The sequence below is a fragment of the Banduia mediterranea genome (assembly GCF_031846245.1).
In the GTDB taxonomy this organism is placed as follows: domain Bacteria; phylum Pseudomonadota; class Gammaproteobacteria; order Nevskiales; family Nevskiaceae; genus Banduia; species Banduia mediterranea.
In genome coordinates, this window is sequence record NZ_JAVRIC010000026.1 from 40,876 (window position 1) to 57,957 (window position 17,082).

The 17,082-nt window shown below is 64.9% G+C and carries 13 protein-coding genes and 2 pseudogenes; 10 read left to right on the top strand and 5 right to left on the bottom strand.

Annotation, left to right across the window (positions count from 1 at the left end; translation table 11 throughout):
• Window positions 1-22: 22 nt before the first annotated feature.
• The 9 genes and pseudogenes from RM530_RS15605 to RM530_RS18800 all read left to right on the top strand — a co-directional run.
• Entirely contained in the window at window positions 23-1,324 is a 1,302-nt protein-coding gene (locus RM530_RS15605; protein WP_311366187.1) for a cytochrome P450, read from the top strand.
• An 8-nt stretch (window positions 1,325-1,332) separates the two neighbouring features.
• Window positions 1,333-3,315 carry a non-ribosomal peptide synthetase gene (locus tag RM530_RS15610; RefSeq protein WP_311366188.1) on the top strand — a complete coding sequence of 661 codons (1,983 nt, stop codon included), beginning with the start codon at window positions 1,333-1,335 and terminating at the stop codon, window positions 3,313-3,315.
• Between the two features lie 205 nt (window positions 3,316-3,520).
• Complete coding sequence (locus tag RM530_RS15615; RefSeq protein WP_311366189.1) at window positions 3,521-5,329, top strand: fatty acyl-AMP ligase; 1,809 nt, start codon at window positions 3,521-3,523, stop codon at window positions 5,327-5,329.
• Complete coding sequence (locus tag RM530_RS15620) at window positions 5,326-5,601, top strand: acyl carrier protein (RefSeq protein WP_311366190.1); 276 nt, start codon at window positions 5,326-5,328, stop codon at window positions 5,599-5,601. Before RM530_RS15615 ends, RM530_RS15620 begins: the two co-directional genes overlap by 4 nt.
• Window positions 5,598-6,803, top strand: a complete 1,206-nt coding sequence (gene spt, locus RM530_RS15625; protein ID WP_311366191.1) for a serine palmitoyltransferase — start codon at window positions 5,598-5,600, stop codon at window positions 6,801-6,803. The genes RM530_RS15620 and spt overlap by 4 nt, the downstream gene beginning before the upstream one ends.
• A 73-nt stretch (window positions 6,804-6,876) precedes the next feature.
• Complete coding sequence (locus RM530_RS15630) at window positions 6,877-7,266, top strand: GNAT family N-acetyltransferase (RefSeq protein WP_349256260.1); 390 nt, start codon at window positions 6,877-6,879, stop codon at window positions 7,264-7,266.
• Window positions 7,267-7,311: 45 nt separating this feature from the next.
• A complete protein-coding gene (locus RM530_RS15635) occupies window positions 7,312-11,760 on the top strand; it encodes a DEAD/DEAH box helicase (protein WP_311366193.1) in 4,449 nt (1,482 codons plus the stop codon).
• Window positions 11,761-12,207: 447 nt separating this feature from the next.
• Window positions 12,208-12,545: pseudogene (locus tag RM530_RS18795) on the top strand (ATP-binding cassette domain-containing protein); the annotation flags it as partial.
• An 8-nt stretch (window positions 12,546-12,553) separates the two neighbouring features.
• A pseudogene (locus tag RM530_RS18800) lies at window positions 12,554-12,646 on the top strand (DNA-binding response regulator); the annotation flags it as partial.
• Window positions 12,647-12,706: 60 nt separating this feature from the next.
• Here RM530_RS18800 and RM530_RS15645 read toward each other — a convergent pair.
• The 4 genes from RM530_RS15645 to RM530_RS15660 form a co-directional block, all read right to left on the bottom strand.
• Window positions 12,707-13,483 (bottom strand): fumarate reductase iron-sulfur subunit, encoded by a 777-nt coding sequence (locus RM530_RS15645; protein WP_311366195.1) that lies wholly within the window; start codon window positions 13,481-13,483, stop codon window positions 12,707-12,709.
• A gap of 71 nt (window positions 13,484-13,554) precedes the next feature.
• Window positions 13,555-15,546, bottom strand: a complete 1,992-nt coding sequence (locus RM530_RS15650; RefSeq protein ID WP_311366196.1) for a fumarate reductase flavoprotein subunit — start codon at window positions 15,544-15,546, stop codon at window positions 13,555-13,557.
• On the bottom strand, window positions 15,543-16,274 hold the full coding sequence (locus RM530_RS15655; RefSeq protein WP_311366197.1) for a fumarate reductase cytochrome b subunit: 732 nt from the start codon (window positions 16,272-16,274) through the stop codon (window positions 15,543-15,545). Before RM530_RS15655 ends, RM530_RS15650 begins: the two co-directional genes overlap by 4 nt.
• A complete protein-coding gene (locus RM530_RS15660; protein ID WP_311366198.1) occupies window positions 16,274-16,567 on the bottom strand; it encodes a hypothetical protein in 294 nt (97 codons plus the stop codon). Before RM530_RS15660 ends, RM530_RS15655 begins: the two co-directional genes overlap by 1 nt.
• On the opposite strand from RM530_RS15660, the gene RM530_RS15665 reads away from it, so the two are divergent.
• On the top strand, window positions 16,566-16,832 hold the full coding sequence (locus RM530_RS15665) for a hypothetical protein (RefSeq protein ID WP_311366199.1): 267 nt from the start codon (window positions 16,566-16,568) through the stop codon (window positions 16,830-16,832). The two genes, RM530_RS15660 and RM530_RS15665, sit on opposite strands and share 2 nt — an antisense overlap.
• A 45-nt stretch (window positions 16,833-16,877) precedes the next feature.
• On the opposite strand, the gene RM530_RS15670 is transcribed toward RM530_RS15665, so the two are convergent.
• On the bottom strand, window positions 16,878-17,082 hold a 205-nt coding region (locus RM530_RS15670), incomplete at its 5' end, for a hypothetical protein (protein WP_311366200.1).

Here is a 17,082-nt window from a genome sequence, read left to right on the forward strand (position 1 = left end):
AAAAAAAGTTGTATAGGCAACTATGGACCCGGTCAGCAAAATTCAACTGGCGCCGAATCCTCCGCAACGGCACGATCTGGATGCCGATGGCGAAAGCCTGCGCCTGTTGCAGGCCTGGCTGCCACGTTACGGGAATATCTGCCGGGTTTCCCCCCTTACCCGAACCCGGGATGCGCTGGTCATTCACCACCCCGACGATATCCGCCAGGTACTGCTGGTCAACCGTGCCAACTACACCAAGGGCGTGGGTCTGGAGCGGGTTCGCATGCTGCTCGGCAACGGCTTGATCGTCAGTGACGGCGCGTTGTGGATGCGGCAGCGAAGGATGATGCAGCCGCTGTTTCACAGCCAGGTGTTGCGCGGCTTCTCCGAGCTGATCCGGCGGGAGAATCTGGCCCTGGTCGAACGCTGGGCCGAGGTGGCGGCGCGCGGCGAATCCATAAACCTGACGCGCGAGCTCAGCGAGCTCACGCTGGCCATCGTGCTGCGCTCCCTGATCAGCAGCGATCTGGACCGGCTGATCGACGCGCACGGTGAAAATCCGTTCGCGCTGCTGACGCGGCAAAGCCGGCGCGATCTCGCGTTCGCTGCACAGTTTCGTGCGCTGGTGCCTCTGGTGCGGGAGACGATCGAACGGCGGCGCCGGGAAGGGCGTATCGAACACGATTTCCTGTCGATGATGATGGAGACCCGCGATCGCGATACCGGCGAGGCGATGCCGGATCGCGCCCTGCTCGACGAGATCATGTCGCTGATCGTTGCCGGCCACGAAACCACGGCCAGCACGCTCAACTGGACCTGGTATCTGCTGTCGCAGCACCCGGACGTCGAGGCCGGGCTCCATCGAACGGCGGACGCGCTAGCGCCGGAGCTGAGCGCATCCGAGGCGGCGAAGCTGCCGGAGGTGGCGCAGATACTGGAGGAAGCCCTGAGGCTGTATCCGCCCGTCTGGCTGTTCAGCCGCCGCGCCCTGCGCGACGACAGCATCGGCGCCTACGCTGTGCCGGCGGGCACCGACATCTTCATCTGCCCTTATCTGCTGCACCGTGATCCTGCGCACTGGCACGAGCCGGAGGTATTCCAGCCGCGGCGTTTCGCCCCTGAGGAGGCGACCGACCGGCACCGCTTTGCCTTCCTGCCGTTCTCGGCCGGCCCGCGGCATTGCATCGGTGAAGGCTTCGCCATGTCGGAAATGGCGGCGCATCTGATCCTGGTTGCCCGCCGATTGCGGTTAGAATATTGCGGTTCCACCACACCGGAACCCGAATTCCTGATTAATCTACGCACGCGCCAGGACCTGCAGATGCGGCCGGTGGCGCGTTGAGAAACTGCATGCCGCGATTCCAGACCCTAGTCTCGGCGTTGGACGCCAATGGGCGCGACGACCGGGAAATCGTGTTCGTCGACGCCGAGGACAATCAGCGCACGCTGAGCTTCGCGCGGCTGCGCCAGCGCGCCCTGGGCGTGCTCGGCGCCCTGCAAGGCCGCGATATTCGGGCAGGTGACGCCATGATTCTGTTCGTGGCCGACAACGAGCGATTGCTGGAAATGTTCTGGGCCTGCCTGCTCGGCGGCATCATCCCGGTGCCGCTGGCGGCCGGCAGCGGCGACGAAAACCGGCGCAAGCTGTTTCGGGTTTTCGCCCAGTTCGAGCGGGCATGGGTCTACAGCGATGCGCACACGCTGGAACGCTTGCAGGCGTCCGCCGCCGCGCGGGAACCCGATGATGGCGGCCGGGCACTGTTCGCGCGCGCCCTGATTCACGCGCAGCTGGATATTGTCGGGGCGCCGGGCCGGCCGCTGGATCCGGCCCCTGGGGATCTGGCCTTCATCCAGTATTCCTCGGGTTCCACCAGCGAGCCCAAGGGCGTGATGCTGAGCCACGGCAATGTCTGCGCGAATATCGGTTCGATCCGCGAAGCCGCGGCGTTCACTGACCGCGACATCGCCTTGAGCTGGATGCCGCTGTCGCACGACATGGGTTTGATCGGCTTTCATCTGAACATGCTGGCTTGCGGCGTGAGCCACCTGATCATGCGCACCGATCTGTTCGCGCGCCGGCCGCTGCTGTGGCTGGAACTGGCGAGCCGGCGCCGCGCCACGGTGCTGTGTTCGCCCAACTTCGGCTATCAGCACTACCTCAAGCAGTACGAGGCGAAGCGCCCGACAGGGCTGGACCTGTCGGCGGTGCGACTGATCTTCAACGGAGCGGAGCCGATTTCCGCTGAACTGTGCCATCGCTTCGTCGAGACCCTGGCGCCGCACGGCCTGAATCCGCACAGCATGTTCACGGTCTACGGTCTGGCCGAAGCCAGTCTGGCCGTGAGCTTTCCGCGCCCCGGCGCGGCGACCGAGGTGCTGTATCTGGACCGCTCGTCTCTGAAGATCGGTGAGGTGGCCACGACGGTGGAGGCGAGTCATGTTCACGCCGCCGCATTCGTCAAACTCGGGCGGGCCGTGCCGGGAACACAGCTGCGCGTGGTCGACGACGCCGGTCGGGCCTGCGCGGTGCGTGCACCCGGGCACGTGCAGATTCGTGGCGCCAATGTCACCGCCGGCTACCACGGCGACGAGGCCGCCAGCGCGTCGGCTCGTGCCGCCGATGGCTGGCTGGACACCGGCGACATCGGACTGATTGACGAGGGGCAACTGGTCATCACCGGCCGCGCCAAGGACATCATTTTCATCGGCGGCCAGAACTACTATCCGCACGACCTGGAACGCATCGCCGAAAGCGTGCCCGGCATCGAGACCAACAAGGTAGCGGCGGTCGGTGTGCGTCGCGGCGACGCCGAGGCGCTCGTGTTGTTCGTGCTGCACCGTGCGCCCGCCGCCGATCTGGTGCCCACGGCGCTGGCGTTGCGGCGCGCGATCAATCTCCAGACCGGTCTGGAGGTGGCCCAGGTGCTGCCGGTGGCGCGTATGCCCAAAACCACCAGCGGAAAGTTGCAACGCTATGCCCTGGCCAGGGCGTTCGAACGGGGCGAATTCGACGCAGTGATGACTGAACTGGAGCCGCTGATGGCGGTGGGTCCGGGAACTGCGGATCCACGGATCGAAGACCCTGCAAATTCTGCATGCCTGCAAAATTTGTTGACGATTTGTGCGCAAGTGATCCCCGATCGGGACATCGCGGCCGATACCAATTTGCTCGAGATCAATCTCAGCTCACTGAGCCTGGCGCGCCTTCACGAGGCGATCGATCTGGCTTATCCGCAGCGTGTCGAGGTCGTCGACCTGTTCGATCACCCGAGTCTTCGAGCCTTGGCAAGGTTTCTGGATGCCTCGGGACGAGTGGGAATCAGCGCCGATTGAACCTTTCCGGTCGGTGACGATCACAATGTCGCCCACGGGAAATCGCGGGTACCCTATAAACACGACACAATTCTTGCATTGAAGTTGCGCGAGCATTACATTTTTGCGCGATTTCAAGCGTTCGGGGGGACGTCTTAATGTCGACAGGAGCCGGTTCGGGGATGTTTTTGTGAAAGAAGAAATGCAGCAGGATCGGGGTCACGCGGTGAAGACAGTTCTTCCCGGGGGCGCTCCTACAGCGACGATCAGTGGAATTCCGCTGCGCAGCGCCGACTTCTCGACGCTGGCAGAGGCATTGGACTATGCGGCGCAAGGCGAGGCCGGGTTCAACTTCTACGACGGTCGTGGTGAACTCTCCGTGGCTTTGCCCTATCGCGAGCTGCGCAGCCGCGCCCGGGCGCTGGCGCTGCGCCTGGCGCGCTGGGAGCGCGGTCAGCGCGTGGCGCTGGTGGCCCACACCCACCCCGACTTCGCCGTGATGTTCTACGCTTGCCAGTATGCGGGCCTGGTGCCGGTGCCGGTGCCGGCCTCGGTGCATCTGGGCGGCCATGAAGCCTATGTGCGCCATCTGCGCCAGCTGGTTGGCGATTGCCAAGCCGTGGCCGCTTTTGCGCCTTCCGAGTTCATCGGCTTTCTGAGCGAGGCCACGACCGGTCTGCCGATGGCGCTGACCGGCACGATGGACGACTTCATGGCGCTCGAGGCGCTGGACGAGCTGCCCGCGCCGCCGGCTCCGTCGGAGCTGGCCTATCTGCAGTACACCTCGGGCAGCACGCGTTTTCCGCGCGGTACGATGATTCCGCAGTCCGCGGTGATGGCCAATCTGCATGCCATCTTCAACGACGGCTTTCCGCTCGACGAGAACGACCGCTTCTGCTCCTGGCTCCCGTTCTATCACGACATGGGACTGGTCGGCATCGTGCTCGGCTGCGTCGCCATGCAGCGCTCCGTGGACTATCTGCCGACGCGCGATTTCGCGATGCGTCCGCGCGTTTGGCTCAAGCTGATTTCACGCAATCGCAGCACGATCTCGTTCAGCCCGCCGTTCGGATATACCTTGTGCGCACGCCGTCTGCGGCCGGCCGACATCACGGCCCTGGACCTGTCCGCCTGGCGCGTGGCCGGTGTCGGTGCCGAGATGATTCACCCGGATTCGCTGAGCCATTTCGCCGAGGTTCTGGCGCCGGCCGGTTTCCGCGCCACGGCCTTCCTGCCGTGCTACGGCATGGCCGAGTGCGCGCTCGCGGTGAGCTTTTCGCCAGTGGCGGCGGGGGCCAGCAGCGATTGCGTGGACATCGAGCGGCTGTCCGGCGAGGCGCAGGCGCATCCGCTGGACGCCGCCGATTCCCAGGGGCGTAGCCGTGCGTTCATCAACTGCGGCAAACCCTTGCCCGGTTTCGAAGTCGAGGTTCGTGACCCGCAGGGTCTGCCGTTGACGGATCGTCATGTCGGCCAGGTCTACCTGCGTGGAGCCAGCGTGATGTCGGGTTACTTCGGCAACCCGGAGGCGACACGGGACGTGCTCTCCGAAGACGGCTGGCTCAATACTGGTGATCTTGGCTATCGCGTCGACGGCAAGCTGCACATCACCGGTCGTGCCAAGGACCTGATGATCATCAAGGGCCGCAACATCTGGCCGCAGGATCTTGAGCATCTCGCCGAGCAGCAGCCGGAGGTTCGCCCCACCGACGCCTCGGCGTTCTCGGTCGCCGGTGCCGATGAAAATGAAATCGCAGTGCTGGTCGTGCAGTGCCGGGTGACCGATCCCCAGGCGCTCGCGGCGCTGGCCGGGCGGCTGCAGGAGGGCATCTCCGCCGAGTTCGGCATTCAGTGCCTGATCGAACTGGTGCCGCCGCATACCTTGCCGAGAACCTCCTCCGGCAAGCTGTCGCGTAGCCGGGCACGCAATGAGTTCCTGGAGCGTCATACCGACGAGCGCCTGAAGGAATCTCCGCGCTTCCTCGTGAGCGTAGGGCGAAGGACGGCGGCCAAGTCTTCGGCAGCGGTTTCGTGACGGCACCCTCCAGTTCGGACAGCGATAGCGCTGTCAGGATCGAAGCCGCGGTACGTGACGCGCTGGTGATGATTCAGCCGAATGCAGCGGGCCTGGACGGCGACGCCGATCTGGCGCGCGAGGTCGGCTTGGATTCGGTGCAGGTCATGGACATGATCATGGAGATCGAGGACAGCCTGGATATTTCGGTGCCGGTGGAAGTGCTGGCACAGGCACGCACCGTCAATGAACTCCGTGATGGAATCGGACGCCTGATCGGTTCGTCCTCTTGAGCCTGTTCGACAAGTTCGCAACGCAGCGCGCGTTGCAGACGGCGCTTGCCGACGACGGACGCGTGGCGTCGCTAGCCACGCCGATGGGCGTGATCCATTCGGCGACCTCGGCGACGATCGACGGGCGGCGCATGGTGCTGGCCGGCACCAACAACTACCTGGGCCTGACCTTCGACGACGAATGTCGCGCAGCGGCGATTGCGGCCATCGAAACCCACGGCACCGGGACCACCGGGTCGCGCATGGCCAGTGGCAACTATGCCGGTCACCGCGCCTTGGAACAGGCGATGGCGGATGCCTTCGGCTGGCCTTCCGCCATCGTGTTCTCCACCGGTTACCAGGCCAATCTGGGCGCGATTTCCGCGCTGGCGGGGGCCGACGATTTCCTGATGGTGGACGGCGACAGCCATGCCAGCATCCATGACGCCTGCAAGCTCAGTGCGGCGACCACCATCCGCTTTCGCCATAACGATCCAGACAATCTCGATCGCAGGCTGGCGCGACTCGGCGACGACGCCAAGCGCACGCTGGTGGTTGTCGAGAGTCTCTACAGTACGCTCGGCGACCGTGCGCCGCTGCGCAAGATCGTCGAAATCAGCAAGCGTCATGGCGCCTGGCTGTTGGTGGATGAAGCCCACTCCTTTGGTGCCTTTGGTGCCAGCGGCATGGGCCTGTGTGAAGAACTCGGGCTGCTCGACGAGGTCGATTTCATTGTCGGCACCTTCTCCAAAAGCCTGGGGGGCATCGGCGGGTTCTGCGTGAGTCGGCATGCCGATCTGGAACTGTTGCGCCTGGCCAGCCGGCCCTACATCTTTACCGCGTCACCGGCTCCGGCGGTGATTGCGGCGACGCACCAGGCGCTGCGCCGCGTACTGAGCGGGCAGGATCTGCGCGAGCGGCTGATGGGGCACGCGCGGCGGTTCTATGCGCAGACCGCCGCTCTCGGCTATCGGCTGGGCGCCGCCACGCCGGGACCGGTTGCGGCCCTGGTATTTTCCCAACGCGATACGGCGCAGGCGCTATGGCGCGGCCTGTTCGATGCCGGTGTCTACACCAATCTGATGGTGCCGCCGGCGACTCCCTCCGGATTGAGTTTGGTTCGTATCAGTCTCAGCGCCGCGCACAGTGACGACGAACTGTCCACGATCATTGCCGCGCTCGCGCAATGGGCCCCGAATCTCGGTGTATCGGCTGCCGACTGAGTACGATGACTAAGCCGCTCGTCCGGAACTCGAAACCGTGAACGAATTGCGCATTTCGACCGAAGTCGGCGAAATGGACCTCGTCCAGGTCCATCGCTGGATCAGCGAGCAGTCCTATTGGGCGGCCGGCGTGCCGATGGAGACGCTGCGGCGGGCGCTCGAACACTCGATCGGCTTTGCCGGTTTCATTGGTACGCGGCAGGTCGCGTTCGCGCGGGTCACCACCGACCGCGCTACCTTCGCCTATCTCGCCGATGTGTTCGTCGACGGGGACTACCACGGTCTTGGCTACTCGAAAATCCTGATGGAGGCGGTGCTCGCGCATCCCGATCTACAGGGTCTGAGGCGCTTCGTACTCGCGACCCGTGATGCTCACGATTTGTACAGGCGCTACGGGTTCACGCCACTGAAGTCTCCCGACTTGTTCATGGAAATCCACCGGCCGGACATCTACCGGACCTGAGTGCGGTGTGAGCATAGAAGCGCGGCATGGGCCTAAAATGCCACGATGCAAACCCGCTTCGATTTTCGACCTGTCGCCGCCGATAGCGGTGAGCCGTTTCACCCGGCGGTCAGTCGCTGGCTGGAGACGCGCTTCGGTCAGCCGACCGAGGCTCAGGCGCGCGCCTGGCCGGTCACCTCGCAACATCGAAACGCGCTGATCGCGGCGCCGACCGGTTCCGGCAAGACGCTGGCGGCGTTTCTGTCGGCGATCAACGATCTGATCGTGGAAGGGCAGCAGCAGACGCTGCGCAATGAGGTCTATGTCCTCTACGTGTCGCCACTCAAGGCGCTGTCCAACGATATCCAGAAGAATCTTCAGGAGCCCTTGGCGGGGATACGCGAGCAGCTGCGCGAACTTGGTTATCCGGACGTGGCGATCAGCGACGGCGTGCGTACCGGCGACACGCCACAGGTGGAACGCGAGCGCATGCGCCGCTGCCCGCCGCAGATTCTCGTCACTACGCCGGAATCGCTGTTCATCCTGCTGACCTCCGACAGCGGTCGCAAGATGTTCGGCTCGCTACGCACCATCATCGTCGACGAACTGCACGCCGTCGCCGGCAGCAAACGCGGCGCTCACCTGATGCTGAGCCTGGAACGCCTGGTCGCGCTGTGTCCGCAGACGCCGACCCGCATCGGTCTATCGGCGACGGTGAAGCCCTTGGGTGCGATGGCGGATTTTCTGATGGGGGGCGCTGGTCTCCCTTCTCCCTCCGGGAGAAGGGCCGGGGATGAGGGCCAGGCGCCCGAGCGTAGCGCCGAGCCTCAATCGGCGCCGCGCGCCCTCACCACCATCATCGACGCCGGCCACATTCGCGAACGCGATCTGGCGCTGGAGATTCCGGAGTCGCCGCTGACGGCGGTGATGGCCACGGAGGTCTGGGGCGAGATTTACGACCGGCTGGCGACGCTGATCGCCGAGCACCGCACCACCCTGATCTTCGTCAACCAGCGCCGCGTCGCCGAGCGCGTGTCGCGTCATCTGGCGGAACGGCTTGGCGAGGAGCACGTCAGCGCGCACCACGGCAGCCTCGCCAAGGAACACCGGCTCAAGGCCGAGCAGCGGCTCAAGGCCGGCCGGCTCAAGGCCCTGGTCGCGACCAGTTCGCTGGAACTGGGCATCGATATCGGCGACATCGATCTGGTTTGCCAGCTCGGCTCGCCGCGCGCGATCAATGCCTTTCTGCAACGCGTCGGCCGCGCCGGCCATGCCATCGGCGCGATTCCCAAAGGACGCCTGTTTCCGCTGGCACTGGACGATCTGCTCGAATCCACGGCGCTGCTGCATGCGATCGAGCGCGGTGAACTGGACCGCATCCGCGTGCCGGAGGCGCCGCTGGATGCGTTGGCGCAACAGGTCGTGGCCGAGGTCAGTTGCCAGGAATGGGCGCTGGATGCGCTGTACCAACGCCTGCGTCGCGCCCGGCCGTATCAGGCCTTGAGCCTTCAGCGCTTCGAGCAGATCGTGCAGATGCTGGCCGAGGGCTATGCCACGCGCCGGGGACGGCGCGGTGCCTATATCCACTACGACGCGGTCAATCGCATGCTGCGCCCGCGTCGCGGCGCCAGGCTCACGGCGGTGACCAATGCCGGCGTGATTCCAGACCAGTTCGACCACGAGGTGTTACTGCTGCCGGAAGGCCATCGCATCGGCAGCATCGGCGAGGACTTCGCCTTCGAGGCGATCCCCGGCGACATCTTCCAGCTCGGAAACGCCTCGTACCGCTTTGCCAGGGTCGAGACCGGCAAGGTGCTGGTCGAGGACGCGCACGGTTTGCCGCCGACGATTCCGTTCTGGTTGGGCGAAGGTCTGGGCCGCACCGACGAACTCAGCGCGGCCGTGTCCGGCCTCAGTGAAACAGCGGTCGAAAAGCTCGCGGACGGGGCCGATGTCTGCCTGCAATGGCTGCGGGACGACATCGGCATGCCGCTCGCCGCGGCCGAGCAACTCACGGCCTATCTGGCGGCTTCATGGACAGCGCTGGGCAGCCTGCCGAGCGAACGCACGATCATCTTCGAGCGCTTCTTCGATGATGTCGGCGACACCCATCTGGTGATTCATTCGCCCTACGGTTCGCGCGTCAATCGCGCCTGGGGTCTGGCGCTGCGCAAGCGCTTTTGCCGTCAGTTCAATTTCGAGCTGCAGGCCAGCGCGCTGGACGACAGCATCGTGCTGTCGCTCGGACCCACGCACAGTTTTCCGCTGGAGGACGTCCTGGCCTTTCTCAAGTCCGCCACGGTGCGCGACGTGCTGATCCAGGCCTTGCTGGATGCACCGATGTTCGGCACGCGCTGGCGCTGGGTGGCGACGGTGGCGTTGGCGATCCGGCGCATGAATGGCAACAAGCGCGTGCCGCCGCAGTTCCAGCGTTCGGACGCCGAAGACCTGCTTACCGTGGTGTTTCCGGATCAGGTGGCCTGCGCCGAAAACCTGGCGGGCCCCCGCGAAGTGCCGGACCATCCGCTGGTGCACCAGACCCTGGACGATTGCCTGCACGAGGTCATGGACATCGACGGCCTGGAACGCCTGCTGGCGCGCATCGAGGCGAACGAGGTGCGGATCGTGTGCCGCGATCTGGCCTCGCCGTCGCCGCTGGCGCACGCCATCATCAACGCCAAGCCCTACGCCTTTCTCGACGATGGCGAAGCCGAGGAACGGCGCACGCGTGCGATCAGCACCAGGCCGCTGATGGACCTACGCACCGCGGCGGACATCGGCCGCCTCGATCCACAGGCGATCGAGCTGGTGCGTTCCGAGGCACGACCCGAGATCGGCAATACCGACGAATTGCACGACGCGATGCTGAGCTTCGGCTTTCTGAGCGATTCCGATCTGGACGGGGCGGGCGAGGTTTCTTCCCGTCTGCGTGAGCTGTACCGGCAGCGGCGCGCCACGCGCCTGCAGGTGCCGGGCGGCGCGGCGCTGCATGTCGCCGCCGAGCGCCTGCATGAATTCATCGCGGTGTTTCCACAGGCGGTGTGGCAACCGTCGATCGATCCGGTGGTGCGCGAGCCGATCGATCCCGGCGATGCCCTGCGCGAGATCATCCGCAACCGCATGGAGCTGCTCGGGCCGGTGACCGAAGCCGCGCTCGCCGAAACCCTCGGGCTGAAACCTTCGGTCGTGCAGATCGCCTTGTTGCAACTCGAAGGCGAGGGCGCAGTGATGCGCGGCGCCATGAGTTCGCCGGCGGCGCGCGAATGGTGCGACCGGCGCCTGCTGGCGCGGATTCATCGCTACACCCGGGACACGCGCCGCGCCGAAATCCGCACCGTGCCGCCGACGCAGTTCCTGCGCTTCCTGTTCCGTTGGCACGGGCTGGCGCAGGGCGAGGGCGCCTCTGACGAACGGCGCGAGGGCAGCACCGCCCTGCTCGTCGTGCTCAAACAGCTGGAAGGCTACCCGGCGCCCGCCGCAGCCTGGGAGGAGGACATCCTGCCGGCCCGCATCGCCGACTACATGCCCTACATGCTCGACAATCACTGCGCGGCCGGGCGCATCGCCTGGGCGCGCCCGGCGCCGGCCGGCGGCGACGAGGCCAAACGCAAGGCCGGCCCGATCCGCACCACGCCGATCGTATTGTCCGAGCGCGAAACCCTGATGCACTGGCAGCAGGCTGGCCACACGCCGGATGAGGAGGCGCCACTGTCCTCGCGTGCCCAGCGCGTGCTCGACGAACTGCGCACGCACGGCGCCAGCTTTCATTCCGATCTGCTGCAGGACTGCGGCCTGATCGGCAGCGAACTCGAAAACGCGCTCGGAGAACTCGTCAGCCAGGGGCTGGTCACCTGCGATTCCTTCGTTGGCCTGCGTGCCCTGGTGATGCCGGCCGAAAAGCGCAACCGCCTGCGCCGCCGCACCCTGCGCAACTCGGTGAATCTCGACGAGGCCGGCCGCTGGTCGCTGACGCGCCGCCGCCGCGCACCGGTGGATGACGGCACCGCGCTGGCCGCGCCGCACGTGGAACACATCGCGCGCGTGCTGCTGCACCGCTACGGCGTGGTGTTCCGCAAGCTGCTGGAACGCGAGGACGGCTTGCCGCCGTGGCGCGAGCTTTACTACGTCTATCGGCGTCTGGAGGCACGCGGCGAAATCCGTGGCGGTCGTTTCGTCAGCGGTTTTTCCGGCGAGCAGTTCGCACTGCCGGAGGCGGCGTCCACGCTGCGCCAGTTGCCCGAGGTTCCGGAGCACGGCGCCGGTGTCGAACACGTCTCGATTTCGGCGGCGGACCCGCTGAACCTCGTCGGCATCCTCACGCCGGGTGACAGGCTGGCGCGTCTGCCTGGCAACCGCGTGCTGTTCGAAAACGGCGTACCGGTGGCGGTTCAGGCCGGCGGCGAAGTGCGCGTGCTCAAGCCGATGGACGCCGCTCAGGAATGGGAGCTGCACACGCTGTTGGTGCGGCGTGCGCGTGCCGGCGGGTTGTCCGAGCCGCCGCGCCTGCCGCAATAGGTGCTGCGCCCGGCGCGCGGCGGGTCACGCGCAACACGCGCGACTTTCCAGCGTCCGATCCGGTGTGCGGGTGTCGTATCGGGTGTAGGCCGGTTTCGAGACTGTGCACGGCGGCGATGAAGGACCAGAGCACGCCGCTGCGGCTTGCCGCTGTCACGTAGCGCGGCCGGTGTTGAAGGATGGTCTCGACGGTGGCCTCGACTTCGGCGGGTTTGCCGTCGGTCACGCGGCAGGATTCGAACAGGGATTCGTACTCGGCGCGCAGTGACGCCGTCAGGTTCGCCTTGGCCATCCGTATCGTCCTCGCGATCAGCCGGTAGGCCCAGATTACGCCGGGTCTGCGCCACGATGCGTCCCCTGATTGGAGGAGCCATGACAATTGTCCATGACAATTTTCATGGACAAGGGCTGATTTCATGGACAAGGGCTGACGTCGGGCACTGGGCGCCGCGTCCGCTGGCGGAGGCGGTGCGGATCGCCGGTCTGTCGGTTCTGGTCGAGCGGCGCTACGGCAAGCTGTCCGGCGGTCAGAAACGTCTGGTGCGGTTGCGCTTGCGATCTGCGGCCGGCCACGTCTGTTGTTTCTGGACAAACCGACCACCGGTCTCGACGTGGAGGCGCGCGCGGCACTGTGGCGGGCGGTGCGCACGCTGCTGGCCGAGGGCCGTGGCGTGTTGCTGACCACCCACTATCTCGAATAAGCCGAAGTCCTGGCCGACCGCGTGCTCGTGCTGGTGGGCGGGCGCGTGAGTGCCGAGGGTAGCGTCGACGAGATCCGCGGGCGTTTCGGGCCCGCGCCATCGATCCGGCCTTGGCGGTGGAAGTCTGGTCCGAAGCCGATCCGCTGAATGACCGGGAACGCCAGGCGCTGCGCCTGGCCGGCGAGGACGTGTAGACGAAAAGGTAAATCCATCAAATTTTCGACCACTTTTTCGTTTTTCGTCTACTATCCAAACTTTGCCATCTTTCGCCGCATGAATGCCAGCTGGGTCTGGAGAGGCAGTTCTTTTGGACAGACATCGTTGCACCCGAGCAGGGCCATGCAGCCGAACACACCATCATCATTGCCGATGAGCTCGTAGAAGTCCTCATCGCTGCGCTCGTCGCGGGGGTCCAGCCGGAAGCGTGACAGCTTGTTGATACCGGCCGCGCCCACGAAGTCCTTGCGCATGCGCGCGGTGCCGCAGGCAGCGATGCAGCAGCCGCATTCGATGCAGCGGTCGAGTTCGTGGATTTCCTCGGCCCGCTCGGGTTCCATGCGTTCCTCGAGCCGGTCGATATCTGGTTCTTTGTGCTGATGTACCCAGGTTTCAAGCTTCTCCCCCATCTGGCGCGCCCAGGCGCCGGTATCCACCGAAAGATCGCCGATGAGCTTGAATACCGGCAACGGCGCCAGCGTGATTTCCGGGTCCAGCTTGTTGGTCAGCGTGCGGCAGGCCAGTCCCGGCCGGCCGTTGATGAGCATGCCGCAGCTGCCGCAGATGCCCGCCCTGCAAACGAAATCGAATTGCAGTGACGGAGCCTGTTCATCGCGAATCCGGTTGAGTGCGATAAACAGCGTCATGCCGGGGGCCTCGTCGAGCTGGTAGCGCTCGAAGCGCGGATCCGACGCCGGATCCTGCGGGTTGTGGCGGAGGATTTTTATGGTCAGGCGGCGTGCGCTCCTGTCAGAAATTCCGGTCTGCGTCTCTCTGCGGTTTGCCTGGTCGGACGATTTGTTCATGTTTACATCAGCCGTGCCGGGTTCCGGGGCTGTTCGCCCGCATGGCAGGCTCCTACGGTGCGTGAATTCATTTATCGTGTCTTTTCGACGGGTTCTTCAAGACATTCGTTTTTCTCGCGGTAGCGTTCGGGCAGCTGATGATCGAACGGCATCAGCCGGTTCTGGATCGCGAATCGGTCGGCACCCGAGAGCTGCTCTCGAATCGCGGTGACCTCGCTCAGCCGGGCTTCGGTATCCGGGTGATTGCGATGGTCTGCCTGTCCGTAACCGCGGAAGCCCGGCGGCAACTCCATGCTGGCAACATCGATAGGCTCGTAGTCGACGGCCGGCAGCGTGTCGCCCTCGTCCTTCCAGGTCGTGAGGGTGCGCTTGAGCCAGTTGGCGTCGTCGCGTTGCGGATGGTCTTCGCGCGAATGAGCGCCGCGGCTCTCGGTGCGTTGCCGCGCACCCACAGCCACGCACAGCGCGACCTTGAGCATTTTCTGCAGTCGGTAAGCCCCAACCAGCTCCGGGTTGGCGCCGCGCACGCGGCTTTCCAAGCCGAGACTGCGCGAGCGAACCAGCAGATCTTGCAGTTCGTCGACTGCCTCGTCGAGCTCTGTGCCGGTGCGGAAGATGCCGACCTTGTTGATCATGATCTCTTCCATTCGCCGGCGAATGTCGCTGGCCCGCTCCTTGCCTTTCGAGGTCAGAATTTCGTCCAGCCTGGCCTGCTCCCGTGCATGGAATTCGCGCACCAGCGCAGTGGGAATGCTGATTTCGCTTTCCCCGGATTGACAGAAGTCGGCAATGAATTCCGAGACGATCATGCCGGCGACGATGGTTTCGGCCACCGAGTTGCCGCCCAGCCGGTTGAATCCGTGCAGATCCCAGCAGGCCGACTCGCCGCAGGCGAACAGTCCCTTGAGCGCGGTGCTCTCACCAGTGTGGCGGGTGCGGATGCCGCCCATCGAATAGTGCTGGGTGGGGCGCACCGGAATCCAGTCGACGGCTGGATCGATGCCCAGGAAATAATGGCAGATGTCCTTGACTTCGCGCAGGTTCTTCTCGACGTGCTCGCGGCCCAGCAGGCTGATGTCCAGCCATAGGTGATCGCCGTACGGTGACTTTACGCCCTTGCCCTTGCGCATGTGCTCGGTCATGCGGCGCGATACGACGTCACGCGAGGCCAGCTCCTTCTTCTCCGGCTCGTAGTCGGGCATGAATCTGTGGCCATCGACGTCCCGGAGCACGCCCCCGTCGCCGCGGCAGCCCTCTGTGGTCAGGATGCCGGCCGGCACGATTGCGGTCGGGTGGAATTGCACGGCCTCCATGTTGCCGAGTTCGGCGATGCCGGTTTCCAGTGCGATGCCCATGCCGGTGCCTTCGCAGATGATGCCGTTGGTCGAGACCTTGTAGATCCGGCCATAGCCACCGGTAGCGATCACCGTGGCCTTGGCCACGAACGACGTCAGTTCACCGGTCACCAGGTCGCGGACCACGGCGCCGTAGCAGCGCCCGCCCTCATGAATAAGTGCGAGCGCTTCCTTGCGTTCCATCACCGGGATGCCGTGGGCGATCGACTGGTCGCCCAGTGTAAACAGCATCGCGTGGCCGGTGCCATCGGAGGTGTAGCAGGTGCGCCATTTCTTCGTCCCGCCGAAATCGCGCGCGGTGATCAGGCCGTGCGCCTCGGGCGACTCGGTGATGGTGATCTTTTCGGCATTCACGACCGCTTCCCGATCACCGGATCGGACCCGGTTCCACGGCACGCCCCAGCCGGCCAGTTCGCGCACGGCCTTGGGAGCCGTGTGCACGAACATGCGCGCGACCTGCTGGTCGCAGCCCCAGTCCGAGCCCTTGACCGTGTCCTCGAAGTGAACGTCCTCGTTGTCGCCGCGTCCCATGGCGCTATTGGCCAGGCTGGCCTGCATGCCGCCCTGGGCCGCGGCCGAGTGCGAGCGCTTGGCCGGCACCAGGCTGAGCACGACGGTATCCAGGCCGCGTCTTTTCACACCTATAGCGGTGCGCAAGCCCGCCAGGCCGCCGCCGATGACGAGTACGTCGGTATAGACCAGCTTCATCGGCGGGGCTCCAGCGGCTGTTCAAGGCTCGGCGGCACGTAAGGCTCACCGTAATTGTCGCGATGGTCGATGCCGATCCTGATGTAGGCGACCAGCGACAGCAGACCCAGCGTCAGGAAGAATGTGGTAAGCAGCCACCTGGCGCGCTTCATGTTGCGGCGCGTCGCGGCCGGCTTGCGCCCTTCCAGCCAGCCCCATTTGACCGCGACACGGTACAGGCCGATGGAGCCGTGCAGTTCAACGGCAAAAAGCAGCAACAGGTAAAGCGGCCAGTACCAGTCGGTGACCACGCGATCGGCCGATCCGTAGGGGCCTATCGACTCGGGGCGGGTCATCATGGTGTAGAGATGTACCGAGCCGAGGAAGAACATCGCAAACCCGGTATAGACCTGCACGAACCACAGCGTGGTGTCGCCGTGCTTCATTTCACCGGCATGCCTGCGAAAGGCGCTGTACCCGCGGTAATCGGCCGGAAACTTGCGCATGGCCAGTGCTGCATGAAAGATGAACATCGCCAACACGAACAGCGCCACGCCGCTGACCAGGATCGGATACGGCTCGCCGAAGACGTAATAGCCTTCGAAGAAGCGGGCCACGTGCCAGAAGGCGTCCTTGCCCAGCAGAATCGAGGCGACGAAAAACATGTGCAGCCACATGAACAGCGCCAGAAAGACGCCGCTTGCGCTTTGCAGTACGTCCAGTCTTGCCGGAAAGCGGCTCGCCGACATCAGCCTTCCACCCTGAAGCTCTTGACCCGGTAGAAACCGTCGAAGATCAGCTTCCGATCGGCCAGCGTTGCCCGCTTGCCGACGGCTTGTGCACAGTCTTCGACCAGATGCTCCAGGTCGTTGCGCCACAGCGTATCCAGATGTGATTCGATCTGTATCACCAGCCAGCGCAGCGACGCGACGCGGTGTAGCAAATGCTCAAGGCTCCCCGAATCGGGTTTGCGGGTCCCGCGGGATGTTCCGACCAGGCACGCATGAAAACGGTTTTGCGTATGCCCCGAACTCGACGACATGCGCCAGAATCTCAGTCAGTGGTTCGGAATCGCAGATCGCCTCGGTACTGAATTGCGGGTTCGGCGCATCCAGAAGCCGCGCCTCCTCCTTGAACCAGAGCCGCCGTCGCTGAAGCGGCGCTTCACGCTTCGGGGGCGAGCCGGCTTCGCCGAGTATGCACACATGCAGGCGGCGCCGCTTGCGTTCGCGAGCCGGATCGCGCGTTCGTGCGCCGGCGAGTGCTGCGCCTTGCCCACGGTGACCGGCATGATCTGTCTGAACTGACTCATAGGATTCTCCATCACGACCGCCGTAAGCAGCGGACTCGTATCAACGTTCCACCCAGATGCCGGATTCGGCATTGACGCGGGTCAATCGGCTTGCCGGAAACACAGATGCCGTGCCGTGCGGACACGCCGGTGGGTCTGTGCAGCGAAGCGCAATGTGCATCTGGCGGAGGTCGCGATCGACAATGCCACCGGCGTGCGCTGAGGGCGTGCGCGACGGTTTTTGATCCATGTCAATGACGCGTCGT

Coding starts and splice junctions, on each gene's coding strand:
- RM530_RS15605 (WP_311366187.1), top strand. CDS start 23: ATGGACCCGGTCAGCAAAATTCAACTGGCGCCGAATCCTCCGCAACGG.
- RM530_RS15610 (WP_311366188.1), top strand. CDS start 1,333: ATGCCGCGATTCCAGACCCTAGTCTCGGCGTTGGACGCCAATGGGCGC.
- RM530_RS15630 (WP_349256260.1), top strand. CDS start 6,877: ATGGACCTCGTCCAGGTCCATCGCTGGATCAGCGAGCAGTCCTATTGG.
- RM530_RS15635 (WP_311366193.1), top strand. CDS start 7,312: ATGCAAACCCGCTTCGATTTTCGACCTGTCGCCGCCGATAGCGGTGAG.
- RM530_RS15645 (WP_311366195.1), bottom strand. CDS start 13,483: ATGAACAAATCGTCCGACCAGGCAAACCGCAGAGAGACGCAGACCGGA.
- RM530_RS15650 (WP_311366196.1), bottom strand. CDS start 15,546: ATGAAGCTGGTCTATACCGACGTACTCGTCATCGGCGGCGGCCTGGCG.
- RM530_RS15655 (WP_311366197.1), bottom strand. CDS start 16,274: ATGTCGGCGAGCCGCTTTCCGGCAAGACTGGACGTACTGCAAAGCGCA.
- RM530_RS15665 (WP_311366199.1), top strand. CDS start 16,566: ATGCGCCAGAATCTCAGTCAGTGGTTCGGAATCGCAGATCGCCTCGGT.
- RM530_RS15660 (WP_311366198.1), bottom strand. CDS start 16,567: ATGTCGTCGAGTTCGGGGCATACGCAAAACCGTTTTCATGCGTGCCTG.